The sequence below is a fragment of the Micromonospora sp. CA-259024 genome, from assembly GCF_050936255.1.
In the GTDB taxonomy this organism is placed as follows: Bacteria; Actinomycetota; Actinomycetes; order Mycobacteriales; family Micromonosporaceae; genus Micromonospora.
On the sequence record NZ_JBNJND010000001.1, the window covers coordinates 2,287,614 to 2,302,273 of the forward strand.

Here is a 14,660-nt window from a genome sequence, read left to right on the forward strand (position 1 = left end):
GTCGCGTCTGTGACGGCGCTCAGGCGACGCGGCGCAGCCAGCGCCGCTGCCAGGGGGTCTCCACCGCCTTCGGGTGGTAGCCCGCCCGGACCCACGGCACCGCACGCTCGACCGGCAGGCCGTCGAGGATCGCCAGCGCGGCCAACGCCGTTCCGGTACGCCCCACCCCACCCCGACAGGCCACCTCGACGCGTTCACCGTCGTGCGCCCGCCGCAGCGCCACCCGCAGGGCGTCGAGGGCATCCGCCCGATCGAGCGGCACCCAGAAGTCGGGCCACCGGATCCGCCGGTACGGCCAGGCCGGCTCCGGCCCGGCCGCCAACAGCAGGGCGAAGTCGGAGGGCGAGGTCGCCGCACCGATGCGGCGTCCGCGCACCGTCGCACCGCCGGGGAGTACGAGCACACCCGGCTGCTCGGACCAAGGCTGAGCAACAGTCACTCGAGCATTGTGCCGCCATCATCCCGACGGGGCGGACACAGACAGCGCCGCCCCCGGCCGGTGGGCCGGGGGCGGCGCTGGTGTCGGTGTGCAGGTCGCCTCTCGGCGAGTGGCACGACGCGGCTCCAGCCGAACGGTATTCCGCGAAGGCAATATTAGGTGAGGCCCGGGGACACTGAGTCACACCGACACTGTCCACAACCAGCCCGACCCCCACCTTGTTCCCCCGACCCCACACGCCACTGGCCGGCACCCTGTCCCCCGCATCCACCCACCGCCGCGCGCCACCGCGCCATCCCGCCACCGCGCCATCCCGCCACCGCGCCGGATGGTTGCGCCGCCGCACGGGCCGCCAGGTCAGCGGGGCGACGCTCAGCGTCATCCCGGCACCGCTGATCGCGCCACCCCACAGTCGCGCAGCGAGATCTTGGACAGATTCTGCTAGCAACCAACAAGAACTGTCCAAGATCTGCGGCCAGCCACCGCGTGGGGCAAGGGTCATTCGCTCTCGCACGCACCGACCAACGCGTCCCGCAGCCCACACCAGCCCGATGCGGATATGCCGCTGGCCGGCACCCCGGGTGTGGGGTGCCGGCCAGTCGGTGTCGTGCTCGGTGTTGTGCGGTGGGTCAGCTGTTCCAGTGCTGGGCGACCAGGTCGGTGGCCTGCTGCTCCCACTGGGCGTACGCGTCGGGGTAGGCGGAGACCTGGACGGTCTGCGCGGCGTCGGTCAGGGGCATGTCCTGCCACCCGTCGACCTGCTTCAAACCCTTGAGGAACGCCGCCGTCGAGTAGGCGGGGTCGGTGATCTGCTCCGGCGTACCCCAACCCGAGCTTGGGCGCTGCTGGAACAGGCCCAGCGAGTCGTGGTCGTTCATGTCGCCGAGGTGACCCAGGTTCTCCAGCTTCGACTCCTGCAGACTCGTCGCGATCGAGATCACCGCGGCCCGCTCCGGCAGGCCGGCCTTCTTCGTCGCGGCGATGATCGCCTTCACGTTCGCGGTCTGCTCATCGTTCAAAGTGATGTGCGACTGCTCGCCCTGCGGCTTCGGCGCCGACTGCATCGCGACCGCGACCGGCTTGGTATCGGCCGGGTTGGCGTGGGCGGCGATCGGACCGGCGAACACACCACCGGCGAACGCGAGACCAGCAACGGACAGCATGCTCTTACGAATGATCGTGTTCATGAGAGTTAGCTCCTTCGGGGGTAAGGACACCCGCACGCGCCGATAGGGGGTCGGCACCAGCAGGGTGAGCACCTCGTCCGGGCGCATCAAATCCAAGGGGAAAAGTCTTCGGGGGGTCGGCGCCTACGCTGTGTCTCGGCGCCGGGGTCGGCGGCCTACGAGCGGAGGGCTCGTGGCGCCGGGTCTGTGTGTAACGACCGGGGGCCGCGGGCCATTCCCCGGGCGGCCCATCGGCACCCTCATGGAGGCGGTGACCGGGCGGTCGTTCGTGGGGACCGTAACGACCGGGGGCCGGAGGTCATTCCCCCGGGCGGCTGAATGGCAGCGCGGCCGGGCGGTCGTTCGTGACGACCAACGAGGCCCGGCATTCCAACCCGGGAGGCCGGGCGGCGGGCGGGTGGTGCTGCGATCGTCAGGATATGTAACGACCCCGGCCCGGCCATGATTCCAGGCCACGGGTGCCACCGGTCACACCCCAGACGAACACTCGACCGGACAAACCACCCAGACAGCCCGGCCGAGGCAGGCACAAACCGCATCAGCCAGGCGTGATCCACTCGGGATCACCAAAACCGCGGTATCTGGGACGCGGGGACACCCCGACATCCGCAAACCGGAGTTGATCACGAAGCCACCGACAAACGCCCCCGACAACACCACCACCGCCACCGCCACCGCCACCGCCACCGCCACCACCGCCACCGCCACCGCCACCGCCACCGCCGAGCAGCGGACAGAAGGGCCCTGCCGAGGTCTGCGGGGCTTGGCACCGGGCGCGGCTCGCGCGGGCGGTTGCTGGCGCTGCGGAAGTGCCTGGAGGAACGGGGACATCCACCTGCGGGCTCCCGCCTGTGGGATCACCCCGGAGCGACGGGAGCCCGAAACGACCGTCCGGGCCCAAAACGGGCGCCAGCACCCACCCAGGCAGACGGTGTCGGGGCTAGTGCTTGTCGGATGCCCAGGAGCCGCCCCGGTAGAGGGTGCCGCGACCATCCGGGTCGGGCACACCGTTGAACGGGCCCGGCTCAGGGCTGGCCGGTTCGGGGTTGCGGGCAGCACGCCGGGCTCGCAGCACGCGGGACCCGACGAACCAGGCAGCCGCCGCCACGCAGACCACGATCACCACTTTCTGGAGCGCGCCGACGTACCCCTCGACGAGGTGCCAGTTGTCGCCGAGCAGGTAACCGGCGAGCACGAACGTGGTGTTCCAGATCAGGCTGCCCAGCGTCGTGTAGAGCAGGAACGTGCTCACCGGCATGCGCTCCACCCCTGCGGGGATGGAGATCAGGCTCCGGAAGATCGGAATCATCCGGCCGAAGAAGACCGCCTTCACGCCGTGCCGGAGGAACCACGCCTCGGTCCGGTCCACGTCGCTGAGCTTCACCAGCGGAAGCCGGGCCACGATGGCGCGCATCCGATCGCGCCCGAGGGACGCGCCGATCAGGTAGAGCGCCAGGGCACCCACCACCGAGCCCAGTGTGGTCCAGAAAATCGCACCGATCAGGCTGATCCGGCCCTGCGCGGCGACGAACCCGGCCAGCGGCAGGATCACCTCGCTGGGGATCGGGGGGAACAGGTTCTCCAGCGCCACCGCCAGGCCGGCGCCCGGACCGCCAAGCCGTTCCACCAGGTCACTGACGTAGCCGACGATCCCACCCTGCGGCGGTTCCGCTGCGGCGGTGGGGGTTCCGGTGGCGAACACGGCGTGGGACGTTCGAATCATGCCCACACCGTACGAAGTGATCCTGAGAGCCGACCATCCGGCCGCGCGGGTCGGCCACACCCCCGCGAGTGCGGACAGCCGTACCCCGCTGCGGCTCGCGGCGGTGCAGCCGCCGTGCGTACCCCGGGATGTCGCGGCGAACGCGGGGGCACACGCCGACGCGGTCCGCGCGGCGCGTGCCCGGGTGGTGGTCTTTCCGGAGCTGTCGCTGACCGGGTACGAGTTGGATGCCCCGGTCGTGTCGGTCGACGACCCGCGGTTGGCGCCGCTGGTCGAGGCGTGCGCCGAGACGGGCGCGCTGGCCCTGGCCGGCGCACCGGTCGCGGGCGACCACATCGCGATGCTGGCCGTGACCGGGGCCGGTGTAACGGTGGCGTACCGGAAGATGTGGCTCGGGGACGCGGAGTCCCGCCGGTTCCGGCCGGGCGACACGCCGGTCGTGCTCACTGTGGACGGATGGCGGGTGGGGTTGGCGATCTGCAAGGACACCGGCGTCACCGCGCACGCGTCGCGAACCGCGGCGCTCGGGATCGACGTCTACGCGGCGGGCGTACTGGAGTTGGCGCGCGACTCCGCCGTGACGGACCAGCGGGCGCACCGGATCGCCACCGCCCACCGGGTCTGGGTGGTGGTGGCGAGCTTCGCCGGGTCGACCGGGGGTGGCTACACCGAGGCGGCGGGGCGGTCGGGGGTCTGGACACCGGAGGGCGAGGTGTACGCCCGCGCGGGCACCGAGCCAGGAGAGGTGGTCAGCGCCAGCGTCAGTTGAACCGCTGTCAGTGTCGTGGACGCGAGTACCGCGCTCGCCGTCGTGCCGGAGGAGCGGTGAATGCCTGGTGAAGTGTCGTACGTCTCAGGCAGGATCAGCACATGAGCACACTTCCCTCTCGACTGTCCGTGGTCACGGTGGGAGCACGTGACATCGCCGCGCTGCGGTCGTTCTATCGATCGTTGGGGTGGCCCGAGTTGCCGGCCAGCGATGACGGCTGGTCGGCCTTTCTGCTCGGTGGCGTCCTGCTCGCGCTCTTCCCGCTGCCGGAGCTGGCCGCCGAAGCGGCGCCGGGCGTGTCCGAACCGGCCGGTGGCTGGTCCGGCGTCACCCTGGCCTGCATCGTCGACAGCCGCGAGGAGGTCGACACGGCCTTCGCCGCGGCCGTCGCGGCGGGCGCGAGGGTGGTGGCGGAGCCGATCGACCGGCCGTGGGGCGGCCGCTCCGGCTATATCGCCGACCCCGAGGGCAACCGCTGGGAGATCGCGTGGGCGGGCACGGCACGCTTCGACGCGCGCGGCGCTCTCGTCTCCTTCGGCTGAAGGGTGTGCTGATTGATCCTCGACGACGGTCTTGGGATGCTTCGCGGGTGACTTCCTTTCCGGGGACCTTCGCTGAAGATGTCATCAGCCAGCCGGCCCAGGCCCAGTTCGAGGCGTTCATCGACGAGCACCGCAGGGCGCTCAACGGCTACCTGGACGGGCTGACCGAGGAGCAGGCGCGCCGCTCGTTGGTGGCGTCCCGGACCACGCTGCTGGGTCTGGTGAAGCACGCCGCGTTCGTCGAGAAGGTCTGGTTCGACGAGGCCATCACGTGTCGGCCCCGCTCCGAGATCGGCATTCCCGCGACGCCGGACGAATCGTTCATCCTTGACGACGACGACACGATCGCCACCGTCCAGCAGGCCCACCGCGAGGCCTGCGAAGCGTCCCGCCGTGCGACATCGTCGCTGGGTCTGGACGACCTGCTCCGCGGCAACCGGCGTGGGCCGCTGCCGCTGCGCTGGGTCTACCTGCACGTGCTGCGCGAGTTCGCTCAGCACTGCGGGCACGCGGAGATCCTGCGTGAGCAGCTCCTGGCCGAGTGACGCGGTCGGTCAGCCGGCGTCCAGCACCTCCCGCAACCGTGCCGCGAACTCCTCGGGCTTGCCCGCGTAACCGAACTCGCCACCGAGGAAGCCGCCGTGGTGACTCGGGAACACCAGGGCCTTCTGACCGAGCATGGCCGCCAGGCCGAGGGCCGTCCGCGCGGTGTACGTCCCCGCCGACTCCTCGCCGACCGCGATCACGATCCGGGTCGGTGCTGCGGTGAGCAGGCCCGCGTCGGGCCGGTAGTCGGAGATCGCCCACGAGCTCTGCGACAGCAGCGGGTCGTCGCGGGTGCCGTCGTCGTCGGTCGACATGCCGAACATCGCCGGGTCGGGCGCGGGCTGGGCGAAGTAGGCATCGGTGAACTCGCCCTGCCACGACGTCATCGCGATGAACGCGGCCATACCGGCACCGGTGCCCTTCGCCTGGTACGCCTCGTAGAAGCCGGCCCGGGCGCGCTCGGCGGCACCGGCATCGGGGAGCACCGCGTTGATCGGCGGCTCGTGCGCCACCAGCGTGACGACGTCGCGCGGGCAGGTCGCGACGAGTTCGAGTGCCGTCACCGCACCGCCGCTGCTGCCGAACACGTCGACCGGGCCGGCGCCGAGCGCCTCGATCAGCAGGTGCAGGTCGGCCGCCTGCTGCTGCGGTGTGTGGTCGATTCGGCCGTCCTTGCGGATGCTACGGCCCAGCCCGCGCGGGTCGTAGGTGACGACGGTGCGGTCCGCGAAGTGCGCGGTGAGCGCGTTGAAGCCCTCTGCCGTCATCGGTTGGCCGATCATGAGCAGCGCGGGGCGCCCGCCGGACGGAGGTAGCGGGCCGCGGACGTCGTAGACCAGGTCGACGCCGGGTAGGGCGAGGGTGCGCGTCTGCGTTGTCGTCATGTCGGTGAGACTACGGTCGACGGTAACCGGTGGGCGACTACGCCGTGCTGGCGACATCCATCGGGCTTTCTCGGGTTCCGGGCCGCCGCTACCATCGCCGCATGCCGGAGTTGGTCGCGCCCACCGTCCGCCTGCACGCCGCCTGGTTGGAGGCGCACGACGAGTGGGGTCCCGGCCACCACGAGGACGGTTTCGGGCTGCGGTCGACCGACGAGGTGCGCTCCCCGGGCGGGTTCGCGGCCTGGGTGACCCGGCTGTCCGACCGGTCGGATCCGGAGAAGCCCCTGCACGCTGGCCAGGTGCGGTGCACCTACCGTTGGATCGTCGAGGATGACCGGGTGCTCGGCGGGATCGCGCTGCGACACGAGCTCAACGACTACCTGCTGCGGGTCACCGGCCACATCGGCTACGGCATCCGGCCGTCCGCGCGCCGCCGCGGGCTGGCGACGTGGGCGCTGGGCCGGATACTCGGTGAGGCACGGGCGCTCGGGCTGGATCGGGTGCTGCTCGCCTGCGCGGCGGACAATGTCGCCTCGACGAAGACGATCGAGCGCCACGGCGGCGTCCTCGAGGGCATTCGGGACACTGAGCTCGGCCCCGCACGGCGGTACTGGATCACGCTTTAGCCCACCGGCCGGTGTCACCGAAACGACGGAGGGTCCAACGGGCCGGCGGCCAACCGCCCGGGTCGTGGTCGGTGGTCCACTCGGTGATCGAGGCCGGCGGCACGTCCAGGTCGAACGCCCGAAAGACCGGCTGCGCGGCGAGCGCGTGGAACGCACCCTCGACGGTCTCGCTGTGACCGACCAGGACCACTGTGGCGCCCCGGTGCCGGTGTGCGATCTCCATGATCGCGCGGCTGACGCGGACCACCAGTTCGGCCCAGCTCTCGTTGCCCTCCTCGAACGGCCGGAAGACACCCCCACCAGCCACCGCGTGTTCCGTGCGGAAGCGGGTTGTCGGCAGGCCGTCGGCGTACGGGGGTGTGTGCCAGGTGCACAGGCCGCAGTCGGCCACGGGTCGGACGCCGAACGCCGCCGCGATCGGTTGGGCGGTCTCGACAGCCCTGCGCAGCACGGACGAGTAGACCGCCACCGGTCGGTCGGCGGCGACGTCACCGGAGAGCAGATTGGCCAGTTCGTGTGCCTGCTCGTGGCCGAGGGCGGTGAGGCCCCGACAACCACGTGGTCCACCCACGATTCCCTCGATCTGGTGGAGCGACTCGCCATGTCGCACGAAGATCAGACGTGTCCGCATCGGGACATCATGCCAGCGGCATCGACGGGGATATCAGTCGTCCGTACGGCCGGGAGAAAAGCCACCGGCCTGAGAGAGCAGAACGTCGAGCTGGGCACCCGTCTGCGCTGGTAGCCGGTCGCGCTGCACCAACTCGGCGATGCGTTCCCGCAGGTCGGCGACGCGCTTGGCCCGGTCCCTGGTGCGGCGGTTCAGGTCGGCGAGTTCGTCGCGCAGATCTTCGGCGGTTCTCGGGTCGACGTCGCCGCGGGCGACCGCGGCGGCGAGGACGGCGGCGAACTCGCTGGTCACCTCCCGGAGGCTGACCGGTACCTGCTGCCCGACGGTCGGGGGCGGGGTGCTGGTGGCGGGTGGCGGCGAGGACGGTGCGGCCGGCGTCGGCGATTGCGTCGTGGGCGCCGGGGCGGAGGTCGACGACGGGGCGGCGAGCTGGGCGGAGTCGCCTGTGCCCGGGAGGTTGCCCTGGGACAGCAGTGCGCCGAGGCCGACCAGTACGGCGAGGCCGGCCGCGACCAGCACGGCGAGGGGCCGGCGCGATCGGCGGCGGGCGGGCACGGCGGCAACCGGGGCGGGACGGGCTGCCGAGCGGTCGATCAGGGTGGGCGGGTGGGCCGCCGGCAGGATGCGCAGCAGCTCGGTGGGTGGTTGGGCCGCCGGCAGGATGCGCAGCAGCTCGGTGGACGGCTCGACCGGCTGGCCGGCTCCGAAGCGGCGGGCCAGGTGCGCGGCGCTGGGCCGGTCGGCCGGGTTGGCGGCAAGGCAGGCGACGGTCAGCTCGGCGATGTCGGCGGGCAGGCCGGGCACCTGCAGCGGCGGCACCGGAGTGGCGCGCCGGTGCACCTCCAGAGCGTCCTCCCAGCTCTGCACGGGCAGCGGCGCCCGCCCGGTGAGGGTGCGGTAGAGCAGTGCGCCAAGAGCGTAGACGTCGCTGGCGGGGTCGGGCGGACCGGCAGCCAGCCGCTCCGGGGCGAAGTAGGCGGGCGTGCCCATCAGCGGCCCGCCGGACTGACCGTCGAGCCCGCCGAGTGCGGCGATGCCGAAGTCGAGCACCTTGGCGCCGGTGTCGGTGAGCATGACGTTGCCCGGCTTGACGTCGCGGTGCACGACGCCGATGCGGTGCGCGGCGGCCAGTGCGGCAGCGATCTGCCCGGCCACCCGGACCGCCTCCGGCCAGGGCAGCGGCCCGGTCCGCAGTCGGTCGGCGAGGTTGTGGCCGTCGACGAGTTCCATCACCAGGTACGGGACCACGACGCCGCCGGCCAGGGTCGCCTCGGCGTAGTCGTACACCTGGGTCACGTGCGGGTGGGCCAGCCGGGCGGCCGCGCGGGCCTCGCGTTGGATGGTGGCCCGCAGTTGCGGGTCGGCGGCGAGCTGCCCGGCGAGGACCTTGATCGCGACGGGCCGGCCGAGCACGTCGTCGTCGGCCCGCCACACCTCGGACATGCCGCCGAGGCCGATCCGCTCGCGCAGGACGTAGCGGTCGTGGAGACGGAGGGTGGGGATGAAGGGCGACATGGCTTCACCAGTTTGCCTGGCCGCGCCCTCCTCGACCACCCTCCGTCCCCAGCTCCGCACTGTTCGTCACGTCCGTACCGAAATGCGTCCTGGACAGGCCCGGCCGGTGGTCGGCCGGGCCCCCCGAGTCGGTCAGGAGCAGCGGGGACCGGCGGGCAGTGGTCGCGGCTGGATCCGGTCGGCGAGCCGGCGCAGGGCGACGGCGGCGGCCTGCCGCGTCGGGCTTAGCAGCGCCGGCCGGGCGCGTTCGACCTGGACCGGGGCATCCGGTCGGGCCGAGTTGACGTGTCGGTTCATGGCGTCGAGCGCGCTGATGTATCCGGTGGGAAGTTCCATGGTCATCTCCTCGGGACGGGTCCGGTGGAGCCCCGGACGACGAGTGCGGTGGGCAACAGCACATGGCCGGCTGCCGCGTCGGCCGGTGGATCGAGAAGGAGCTCGGCGGCAATGCGGCCCTTCTCCTCGGCGGGTTGCCGAACGGTGGTGAGGCCCGCCGCGGCGGCCTCGGGGACGTCGTCGAATCCGGTCACCGAGACGGGTGGACGACTGCCGGCCGGCCGCTCGGCCAGCGCGTCCAGCACCCCGAGGGCGAGCACGTCGGAGCCGGCCAGCACGGCCGTCGGCGGCGCGGGCCGGTCGAACAGCCCGGCGACGGCCGCAGCCCCGGCCTGACGGCTGTTACCCGGGGCGTTGATCAGGGTCAGGTCGGCCCAGTCGACGCCGACCTCGGCAAACGCGTCGGCGAACCCGGCGAGCCTGCCGTGGGTGGTCGGGTGCGGCACCTGGTCGACCCCGGCCAGGGTCAGTGGGCCGGCCGGCGCGTCGGGCAGCACCGAGTCGGCGAGCAGGGCAACCTGGCGGTGGCCCAGGCCGGCGACGTGCGCGGCGACGCTGCGGGCAGCGGCCCGCTCGTCGATGCCGACGAACCGCTCGTCGGGGCCGGCGTCCGCACGGGCGGCCGTGCTGACGAAGGGCAGCCCACGATGCCGAATCACCTCCAGCGCCCAATTCTCGTCGGCGACGCAGTAGACGCAGAAACCGTCGACCGCGGCGTTCTCCACCGCGCGGCGGGCGTCGGGCTCGGCCCGTGACAGCGGCACCAGCAGCATGCTGGTGCCGTGCCGCTCGGCGGCCGCGCCCACACCGGCGAGGAAGCGGACCGCGAACGGGTCGGTGAAGGCGTAGGACAGTTGCGAGGTGAACAGCACCCCGATCGAGCCGACGAAGCCTCGGCGCAGCGAGCGCGCGGTGGGGTTGGGGCCGGGGTAGCCGAGCTGACGGGCGGCGTCCATGATCCGTCCCCGAAGGGCGGCGGAAAGCTGGTCCGGACGGCTGTAGGCGTTGGACACGGTGCTGCGGGAGACGCCGACAGCGTCCGCCACGGCTTGCAGTGTTGGCTTCACCCGGCACCCCTCTGTATCGATCCAGTCTGTATCGATACAGAGGCTAACCCGACGAGTCGGTGTCGGTCAATACGGTGTGCGGTCGAGCGGGCCGGGCGCGGTCAGGTCAGGCGGGCCCGAGGTGATGCCCGGGAGGTCACGCCGGGTAGAGGTCGTCCAGCAGGCGGCCGAGGATCTCCGACGTACGCTCCGGTGGCTCGGCCTCGACACAGAGCCGTTCCATGGCCACCGCGTAGTAATCCAGATCGTCGCGCTTGTCGAGGTAGAGGGCGCTGGTGAGCTGTTCGATGTAGACGATGTCGGGCAGCTCCTGGTCACCGAAGCGCAGGATGGTGAAGGCGCCCCCGGCGGCGGCGTGGCCGCCCGCGGCGAACGGGATGACCTGAAGCCGGATATGGGGTGACTTCGTCGCCTCGATGAGCGCGGTGAGCTGGTCACGCATCACCGCCGGGCCGCCGATCGGGCGACGCAACGCCGCCTCGTCCACCACGGCCCAGAGCTGCGGCGGGCTCTCCCGGCGGAGCAACTGCTGACGTTGCATCCGCAGGGCGACGCGCCGGTCGATCTCGGCCGGACCGGCCGTGCCGTGCCCGAGCAGCACGACCGCCCTGGCGTACTCCCGGGTCTGCAACAGGCCGGGCACGAATTGCACCTCGTAGCTGCGGATCAGCGCGGCCGCTGCCTCCAGGCCCAGGTACGACTGGAACCAGGTGGGCAACACGTCGCCGTAGCGGTGCCACCACCCGGGATTGTTGGCGTCCCGGGCGAGCTTGAGCAGCGCCTCGCGCTCGTGCTCCTCGGTGACGCCGTAGAGGGTCAGCAGGTCGGAGACGTCACGCTCCTTGAAGCCGACACGGCCCAGCTCCATCCGGCTGATCTTGGATTCGGAGGAGCGGATCTCCCAGCCGGCGCCCTCCCGGGTCACCCCGCTGGATTCCCGCAGACGGCGCAACTGGGCGCCGAGCAGTATGCGCAGCACGGTCGGCCCGGTTGTCGGGCCACCCTCGGCGGGAACCATCGTCACGTGCGGACCTCCGGATACCGACCCACTGCGGCCGGGCACCCCGGCCCGGCCGACGTGTAAGCATGCCATGGACCGACAGTGAGGTGAACTCCTCCGGACCGGTGAAGTCATCGTCGCCGGGACGGTCCCGCCCCGGGACGCTCAGTTGATCAGATGGTCGAAATCGCCGTCACGTGCGCCGAGCACGAAGGCGGCGATCTCATCCACCGTGTAGATCAACGCCGGCCCCTCCGGATGTCGTGAGTTGCGAACCGCGATGCCCGCTCCCCCGGGCAGTTCGGCGAGTTCGACGCAGTTGCCGCTGGGGTTGCTGCGGCGGCTTTTCTGCCAGCTCAGCGGAGGCAACTGATGGATCGGTACGCCATTGGGTGGCTGCTGCATGTTGGCGTCTTTCTGCTCACGAGCCCGCCGGTGGCCGTGGGAGGAGCGGTGACGGCGAGGGGTGCGGTATCGACATTGGACAGTCCTGCACGTGCATCTGCTATTGCATCTGCACCGGACGGCGAGCATGATAACGCACGTGATCGGTGCTTATCCGTTCACTTTGAGTTACCCCGATCGGGGCAACGAGCAGGGAAAACTGGGCCCGACGCGGCACGCGCGCCGCGTCGACCGATGGCTGGAGGCGGTCGCGGCGATGGGAGGTCTCGTGCCGGATCCGATGAGTGTCGCCTCCGGCATCTGTGCGGCAGGAGCCCTGCTCTCCTCCTGGCAGCTCCGTCGGCGGGCACTGCGGGCCGAGGCCGAGATCGAGCACCTCCAGGCCGAGCTCGCCGCCGAACGGCACGCCGCCAGCCACGACCCGCTCACCGGGCTGCCCAACCGCCGCGCCTTCTACCGCCTGGCGGCTGCCCTGCTCACCGACGCGGACGGCCAGCCGTTGATCGCCGTCGTGCTCGACCTCGACGACTTCAAGCAGATCAACGACCGGTACGGGCACGCCGCCGGCGACCAGGTGCTGATCAGCGTGGCCGAGCGGCTCGCCGGTTTCGCCGGGGACAACCTCATCGCCCGCCTCGGCGGCGACGAGTTCGCCGGCCTGCTCTCCAGCCCCACCATCGACCGGCGCTGGATCGAGCACTCCACCCGCCGACTCAGCGAGACCGTCGCCGCGCCGATCCGGCTGAGCGGGTGCAGCGTCCGGGTCACCGCCTCCGTCGGGCTCGCCCCGGTGACCGGCCCGGCCCAGCTCTCCGAGGCGCTCAGCCGCGCCGACGCGGCCATGTACCAGGCGAAGAGCCTGGGCGGCGCCCGGTCGCCCCGGCAACTGGTCGACAGTGCCCACCTGGCGGACCGCTGACCGGTCCGCCGCCCGCTCAGGTGGGTGCCCCGAACCACCGGGGCCGCCGACTGAGCTCACGCAGCGCCGCGTCGGCGAGAGTGACCAGGCCGACCGGTGACACCAGCCCCCGCACGATCCGCGCCGCCCGATCCCGGTCGGCCGCCCCGGCGTCGGCATTCAAAGCCTGGTCGGTCCAGTCGCTGAGATCGTCGAGGGCGCGGACCGCGAGGAACCAGGCCCGGCGGGCCGGGTCGATGTCGACCGGGCCGTACCCGGCGAGGGCAGCCTTCTGCTGCTCGGCGGTGACCGGCGCGAAGGCGAGCACCCCGCCGACGACGAACATCAGGTCACACTCGGGCGGAGCGAGTACCGCGTCGTCCCAGTCGATCAGCCAGACCTGCCCGTCCGCGCCCAGCAGCAGGTTGCCCAGGTGCGGGTCACCGTGGCAGACCACGCCCGGCCCCGGTCGATCCCGCTGATCGGCGGCGAGGCGCTCGATCTCGCGGCTCAGTGTGCTGACCCGGTCGGCCGCCGCCGACCACACCCCCGCCAACTCCGCGACCAACGAGCCGGCGAGGTCGCTCGGGTCCGGGTCGCGCAGCCGCTCGGCCATCGCGCGGGTCGCGGCCACGATCGACGGGTACGCCGCCCCGCCGGGCGGCAGCAGCCGCCTCAGCTCGTCGATCACCGGCACCGCGTGCACGGCGGCGAGCACCTCGCCGTACGCGCGCCAGTGCGCCTCGGTCATCGGGCCGTCAAGCGCCCGCAGGCCAGAGGCCCACGGCACCACCGAGAGCCGCTGGCCGTCGTGCTCGACGAACAGCCGTCCGTCGTGGGTCCGCAGCGGCGCGGCGATACCCGGCACCCCCTGCCCGGCCAGGTACGCCGTCACGACCAGGCCGGCCGGGGTGCCGCCACCGCTCAGCTTGACCGCGTACCGGGCGCCGTCGGCGGCCTGGGCCAGCCACAGTCGGGCGTGCTGGTCCGCACCGTGGGCCACGTCGTCCATCCTGGACAGAGAAAGCCCGAAGTCCGCCCGGACCCGGTCGACCACCTGCCGCCGCACGTCCTCGATCATGCGGACACCATGCCAGCACACGGGCCAGCGACCCACCGGTTAGTCCGCTCGCGGCCTCAGGTCAGCGCAGCGTGGTCAGGTATCGGTCCAGCGCGGCGTACGACTCGGCGGCACCCTGCGCCATGCCGGAGTCGACCATGCCGTCGCGCTCCGCAGTGGTGTCGAAGCGGGTGGTGCTCGTGAGGATGGTCCGTCCGTCCTGCTCGGTGAAGACCAGCGTCTCCACCGCCACATGGCCGGGCATGCCCTCGAACTCGAAGGTCTGCACGATCCGCTCCGGCACGACGATCTCCCGGTATTCACCACGGAAGGCGTAGTCGTTGCCGTCCGAGGCGTGCTCGACGCAGCGGTAGTGGCCGCCCTCCCGGAAGTCGATCTCCACGTCCAGCGGGTTGCCCCGCCCCCACCAGTGCTTGAGGTGCTCGGCCTTGGTGTGCGCGGCGTAGACCAGCTCGCGCGGGGCGTCGAAGGACCGGGTGAGGGTGATCTCCCGGTCGGACGGTAGGTCGATGGTCAGCTCAGGGTGCTCGCTCATCGTGGGTCTCCTTCAGGTCGCGTAGGTAGTCGTCCAAGGTGTCGTAACGGTCGTCCCAGAGCCGGCGATACTGGTCGACCCAGTCGGCGAGCGTCCGCAGCGGCGCCGGGTCGAGCCGACAACGACGCCACTGCGCCTCGCGGGCCCGCACGATGAGCCCGGCGCGTTCCAGCACGGCGAGGTGCTTGGAGATCGCCTGAACGCTGATCGGGAACGGCGCCGCCAACTCGTTGACCGTGGCCTCGCCGGTCGCGAGCCGGGCCAGGATCGCGCGCCTGGTCGGATCTGCGAGCGCGGCGAACACGGCACTGACCGGATCTGCTGTCATTTGTCGCTCTCAACCATGTGGTTAATCAACCCTTGGGTTGAATATACAACTCCCCCCGTCCATGTCAACGGCCTTCCGCCACATCGGGGCCAACGCCGCGGCGGGTGTTTCCGGGATGCCCTCCGGGTATGAGAAGAGCGGCATCCTC

At 71.7% G+C, this 14,660-nt stretch carries 18 protein-coding genes; 5 read left to right on the forward strand and 13 right to left on the reverse strand.

The annotated features are described in order from the left end of the window. Nucleotides 1-19: 19 nt before the first annotated feature. The 3 genes from ACQEUX_RS09990 to ACQEUX_RS10000 all read right to left on the reverse strand — a co-directional run bounded on the left by ACQEUX_RS09990 (nucleotide 20) and on the right by ACQEUX_RS10000 (nucleotide 3,349). The gene (locus ACQEUX_RS09990) at nucleotides 20-439 is read right to left on the reverse strand and encodes a protein-tyrosine phosphatase family protein (RefSeq protein ID WP_433044567.1); all 420 of its coding nucleotides are present in this window, start codon (nucleotides 437-439) and stop codon (nucleotides 20-22) included. A 629-nt stretch (nucleotides 440-1,068) separates the two neighbouring features. Further along, entirely contained in the window at nucleotides 1,069-1,626 is a 558-nt protein-coding gene (locus ACQEUX_RS09995; RefSeq protein ID WP_433049728.1) for a hypothetical protein, read from the reverse strand. Between the two features lie 940 nt (nucleotides 1,627-2,566). Beyond that, nucleotides 2,567-3,349 (reverse strand): DedA family protein, encoded by a 783-nt coding sequence (locus tag ACQEUX_RS10000; RefSeq protein WP_433044570.1) that lies wholly within the window; start codon nucleotides 3,347-3,349, stop codon nucleotides 2,567-2,569. Here ACQEUX_RS10000 and ACQEUX_RS10005 point away from each other — a divergent pair. From ACQEUX_RS10005 to ACQEUX_RS10015, 3 genes are all read left to right on the forward strand, one after another. Beyond that, nucleotides 3,348-4,118 carry a carbon-nitrogen hydrolase family protein gene (locus ACQEUX_RS10005; protein WP_433044573.1) on the forward strand — a complete coding sequence of 257 codons (771 nt, stop codon included), beginning with the start codon at nucleotides 3,348-3,350 and terminating at the stop codon, nucleotides 4,116-4,118. The two genes, ACQEUX_RS10000 and ACQEUX_RS10005, sit on opposite strands and share 2 nt — an antisense overlap. Before the next feature lie 101 nt (nucleotides 4,119-4,219). Continuing rightward, a complete protein-coding gene (locus tag ACQEUX_RS10010; RefSeq protein WP_433044576.1) occupies nucleotides 4,220-4,660 on the forward strand; it encodes a VOC family protein in 441 nt (146 codons plus the stop codon). 47 nt (nucleotides 4,661-4,707) lie between these two features. Beyond that, complete coding sequence (locus tag ACQEUX_RS10015) at nucleotides 4,708-5,205, forward strand: DinB family protein (protein WP_433044579.1); 498 nt, start codon at nucleotides 4,708-4,710, stop codon at nucleotides 5,203-5,205. A gap of 9 nt (nucleotides 5,206-5,214) precedes the next feature. On the opposite strand, the gene ACQEUX_RS10020 is transcribed toward ACQEUX_RS10015, so the two are convergent. Next, the gene (locus ACQEUX_RS10020; RefSeq protein ID WP_433044582.1) at nucleotides 5,215-6,090 is read right to left on the reverse strand and encodes an alpha/beta fold hydrolase; all 876 of its coding nucleotides are present in this window, start codon (nucleotides 6,088-6,090) and stop codon (nucleotides 5,215-5,217) included. A 101-nt stretch (nucleotides 6,091-6,191) separates the two neighbouring features. Here ACQEUX_RS10020 and ACQEUX_RS10025 point away from each other — a divergent pair, with 101 nt between their 5' ends. Further along, on the forward strand, nucleotides 6,192-6,716 hold the full coding sequence (locus tag ACQEUX_RS10025) for a GNAT family N-acetyltransferase (protein WP_433044585.1): 525 nt from the start codon (nucleotides 6,192-6,194) through the stop codon (nucleotides 6,714-6,716). On the opposite strand, the gene ACQEUX_RS10030 is transcribed toward ACQEUX_RS10025, so the two are convergent. From ACQEUX_RS10030 to ACQEUX_RS10055, 6 genes are all read right to left on the reverse strand, one after another. Then, the gene (locus tag ACQEUX_RS10030) at nucleotides 6,706-7,347 is read right to left on the reverse strand and encodes a histidine phosphatase family protein (protein ID WP_433044588.1); all 642 of its coding nucleotides are present in this window, start codon (nucleotides 7,345-7,347) and stop codon (nucleotides 6,706-6,708) included. The two genes, ACQEUX_RS10025 and ACQEUX_RS10030, sit on opposite strands and share 11 nt — an antisense overlap. Nucleotides 7,348-7,380: 33 nt before the next feature. Beyond that, nucleotides 7,381-8,862, reverse strand: a complete 1,482-nt coding sequence (locus ACQEUX_RS10035; RefSeq protein ID WP_433044591.1) for a serine/threonine-protein kinase — start codon at nucleotides 8,860-8,862, stop codon at nucleotides 7,381-7,383. 132 nt (nucleotides 8,863-8,994) lie between these two features. Continuing rightward, on the reverse strand, nucleotides 8,995-9,198 hold the full coding sequence (locus tag ACQEUX_RS10040; protein WP_433044594.1) for a hypothetical protein: 204 nt from the start codon (nucleotides 9,196-9,198) through the stop codon (nucleotides 8,995-8,997). 2 nt (nucleotides 9,199-9,200) lie between these two features. Beyond that, nucleotides 9,201-10,244 carry a LacI family DNA-binding transcriptional regulator gene (locus ACQEUX_RS10045; protein WP_433044597.1) on the reverse strand — a complete coding sequence of 348 codons (1,044 nt, stop codon included), beginning with the start codon at nucleotides 10,242-10,244 and terminating at the stop codon, nucleotides 9,201-9,203. A 157-nt stretch (nucleotides 10,245-10,401) separates the two neighbouring features. Next, on the reverse strand, nucleotides 10,402-11,283 hold the full coding sequence (locus ACQEUX_RS10050; protein WP_433049731.1) for a helix-turn-helix domain-containing protein: 882 nt from the start codon (nucleotides 11,281-11,283) through the stop codon (nucleotides 10,402-10,404). Nucleotides 11,284-11,430: 147 nt separating this feature from the next. After that, nucleotides 11,431-11,670, reverse strand: a complete 240-nt coding sequence (locus tag ACQEUX_RS10055) for a DUF397 domain-containing protein (protein ID WP_074309213.1) — start codon at nucleotides 11,668-11,670, stop codon at nucleotides 11,431-11,433. 268 nt (nucleotides 11,671-11,938) lie between these two features. Between ACQEUX_RS10055 and ACQEUX_RS10060 the strand changes: the two genes are divergently transcribed. After that, nucleotides 11,939-12,589 carry a GGDEF domain-containing protein gene (locus ACQEUX_RS10060; RefSeq protein WP_433044601.1) on the forward strand — a complete coding sequence of 217 codons (651 nt, stop codon included), beginning with the start codon at nucleotides 11,939-11,941 and terminating at the stop codon, nucleotides 12,587-12,589. A gap of 16 nt (nucleotides 12,590-12,605) precedes the next feature. On the opposite strand, the gene ACQEUX_RS10065 is transcribed toward ACQEUX_RS10060, so the two are convergent. From ACQEUX_RS10065 to ACQEUX_RS10075, 3 genes are all read right to left on the reverse strand, one after another. Beyond that, the gene (locus ACQEUX_RS10065; protein ID WP_433044604.1) at nucleotides 12,606-13,649 is read right to left on the reverse strand and encodes a phosphotransferase enzyme family protein; all 1,044 of its coding nucleotides are present in this window, start codon (nucleotides 13,647-13,649) and stop codon (nucleotides 12,606-12,608) included. A 61-nt stretch (nucleotides 13,650-13,710) separates the two neighbouring features. Further along, on the reverse strand, nucleotides 13,711-14,184 hold the full coding sequence (locus tag ACQEUX_RS10070; RefSeq protein ID WP_433044607.1) for an SRPBCC family protein: 474 nt from the start codon (nucleotides 14,182-14,184) through the stop codon (nucleotides 13,711-13,713). Continuing rightward, nucleotides 14,168-14,512, reverse strand: a complete 345-nt coding sequence (locus ACQEUX_RS10075; protein WP_433044610.1) for an ArsR/SmtB family transcription factor — start codon at nucleotides 14,510-14,512, stop codon at nucleotides 14,168-14,170. Before ACQEUX_RS10075 ends, ACQEUX_RS10070 begins: the two co-directional genes overlap by 17 nt. Nucleotides 14,513-14,660: the final 148 nt, after the last annotated feature.

What these genes read in the sequence shown, in the direction of transcription:
- ACQEUX_RS09995 (WP_433049728.1), bottom strand. Translation starts at nt 1,626, where the DNA reads ATGAACACGATCATTCGTAAGAGCATGCTGTCCGTTGCTGGTCTCGCG.
- ACQEUX_RS10005 (WP_433044573.1), top strand. Translation starts at nt 3,348, where the DNA reads ATGCCCACACCGTACGAAGTGATCCTGAGAGCCGACCATCCGGCCGCG.
- ACQEUX_RS10000 (WP_433044570.1), bottom strand. Translation starts at nt 3,349, where the DNA reads ATGATTCGAACGTCCCACGCCGTGTTCGCCACCGGAACCCCCACCGCC.
- ACQEUX_RS10010 (WP_433044576.1), top strand. Translation starts at nt 4,220, where the DNA reads ATGAGCACACTTCCCTCTCGACTGTCCGTGGTCACGGTGGGAGCACGT.
- ACQEUX_RS10020 (WP_433044582.1), bottom strand. Translation starts at nt 6,090, where the DNA reads ATGACGACAACGCAGACGCGCACCCTCGCCCTACCCGGCGTCGACCTG.
- ACQEUX_RS10025 (WP_433044585.1), top strand. Translation starts at nt 6,192, where the DNA reads ATGCCGGAGTTGGTCGCGCCCACCGTCCGCCTGCACGCCGCCTGGTTG.
- ACQEUX_RS10030 (WP_433044588.1), bottom strand. Translation starts at nt 7,347, where the DNA reads ATGCGGACACGTCTGATCTTCGTGCGACATGGCGAGTCGCTCCACCAG.
- ACQEUX_RS10035 (WP_433044591.1), bottom strand. Translation starts at nt 8,862, where the DNA reads ATGTCGCCCTTCATCCCCACCCTCCGTCTCCACGACCGCTACGTCCTG.
- ACQEUX_RS10040 (WP_433044594.1), bottom strand. Translation starts at nt 9,198, where the DNA reads ATGGAACTTCCCACCGGATACATCAGCGCGCTCGACGCCATGAACCGA.
- ACQEUX_RS10050 (WP_433049731.1), bottom strand. Translation starts at nt 11,283, where the DNA reads ATGGTTCCCGCCGAGGGTGGCCCGACAACCGGGCCGACCGTGCTGCGC.
- ACQEUX_RS10055 (WP_074309213.1), bottom strand. Translation starts at nt 11,670, where the DNA reads ATGCAGCAGCCACCCAATGGCGTACCGATCCATCAGTTGCCTCCGCTG.
- ACQEUX_RS10065 (WP_433044604.1), bottom strand. Translation starts at nt 13,649, where the DNA reads ATGATCGAGGACGTGCGGCGGCAGGTGGTCGACCGGGTCCGGGCGGAC.
- ACQEUX_RS10070 (WP_433044607.1), bottom strand. Translation starts at nt 14,184, where the DNA reads ATGAGCGAGCACCCTGAGCTGACCATCGACCTACCGTCCGACCGGGAG.
- ACQEUX_RS10075 (WP_433044610.1), bottom strand. Translation starts at nt 14,512, where the DNA reads ATGACAGCAGATCCGGTCAGTGCCGTGTTCGCCGCGCTCGCAGATCCG.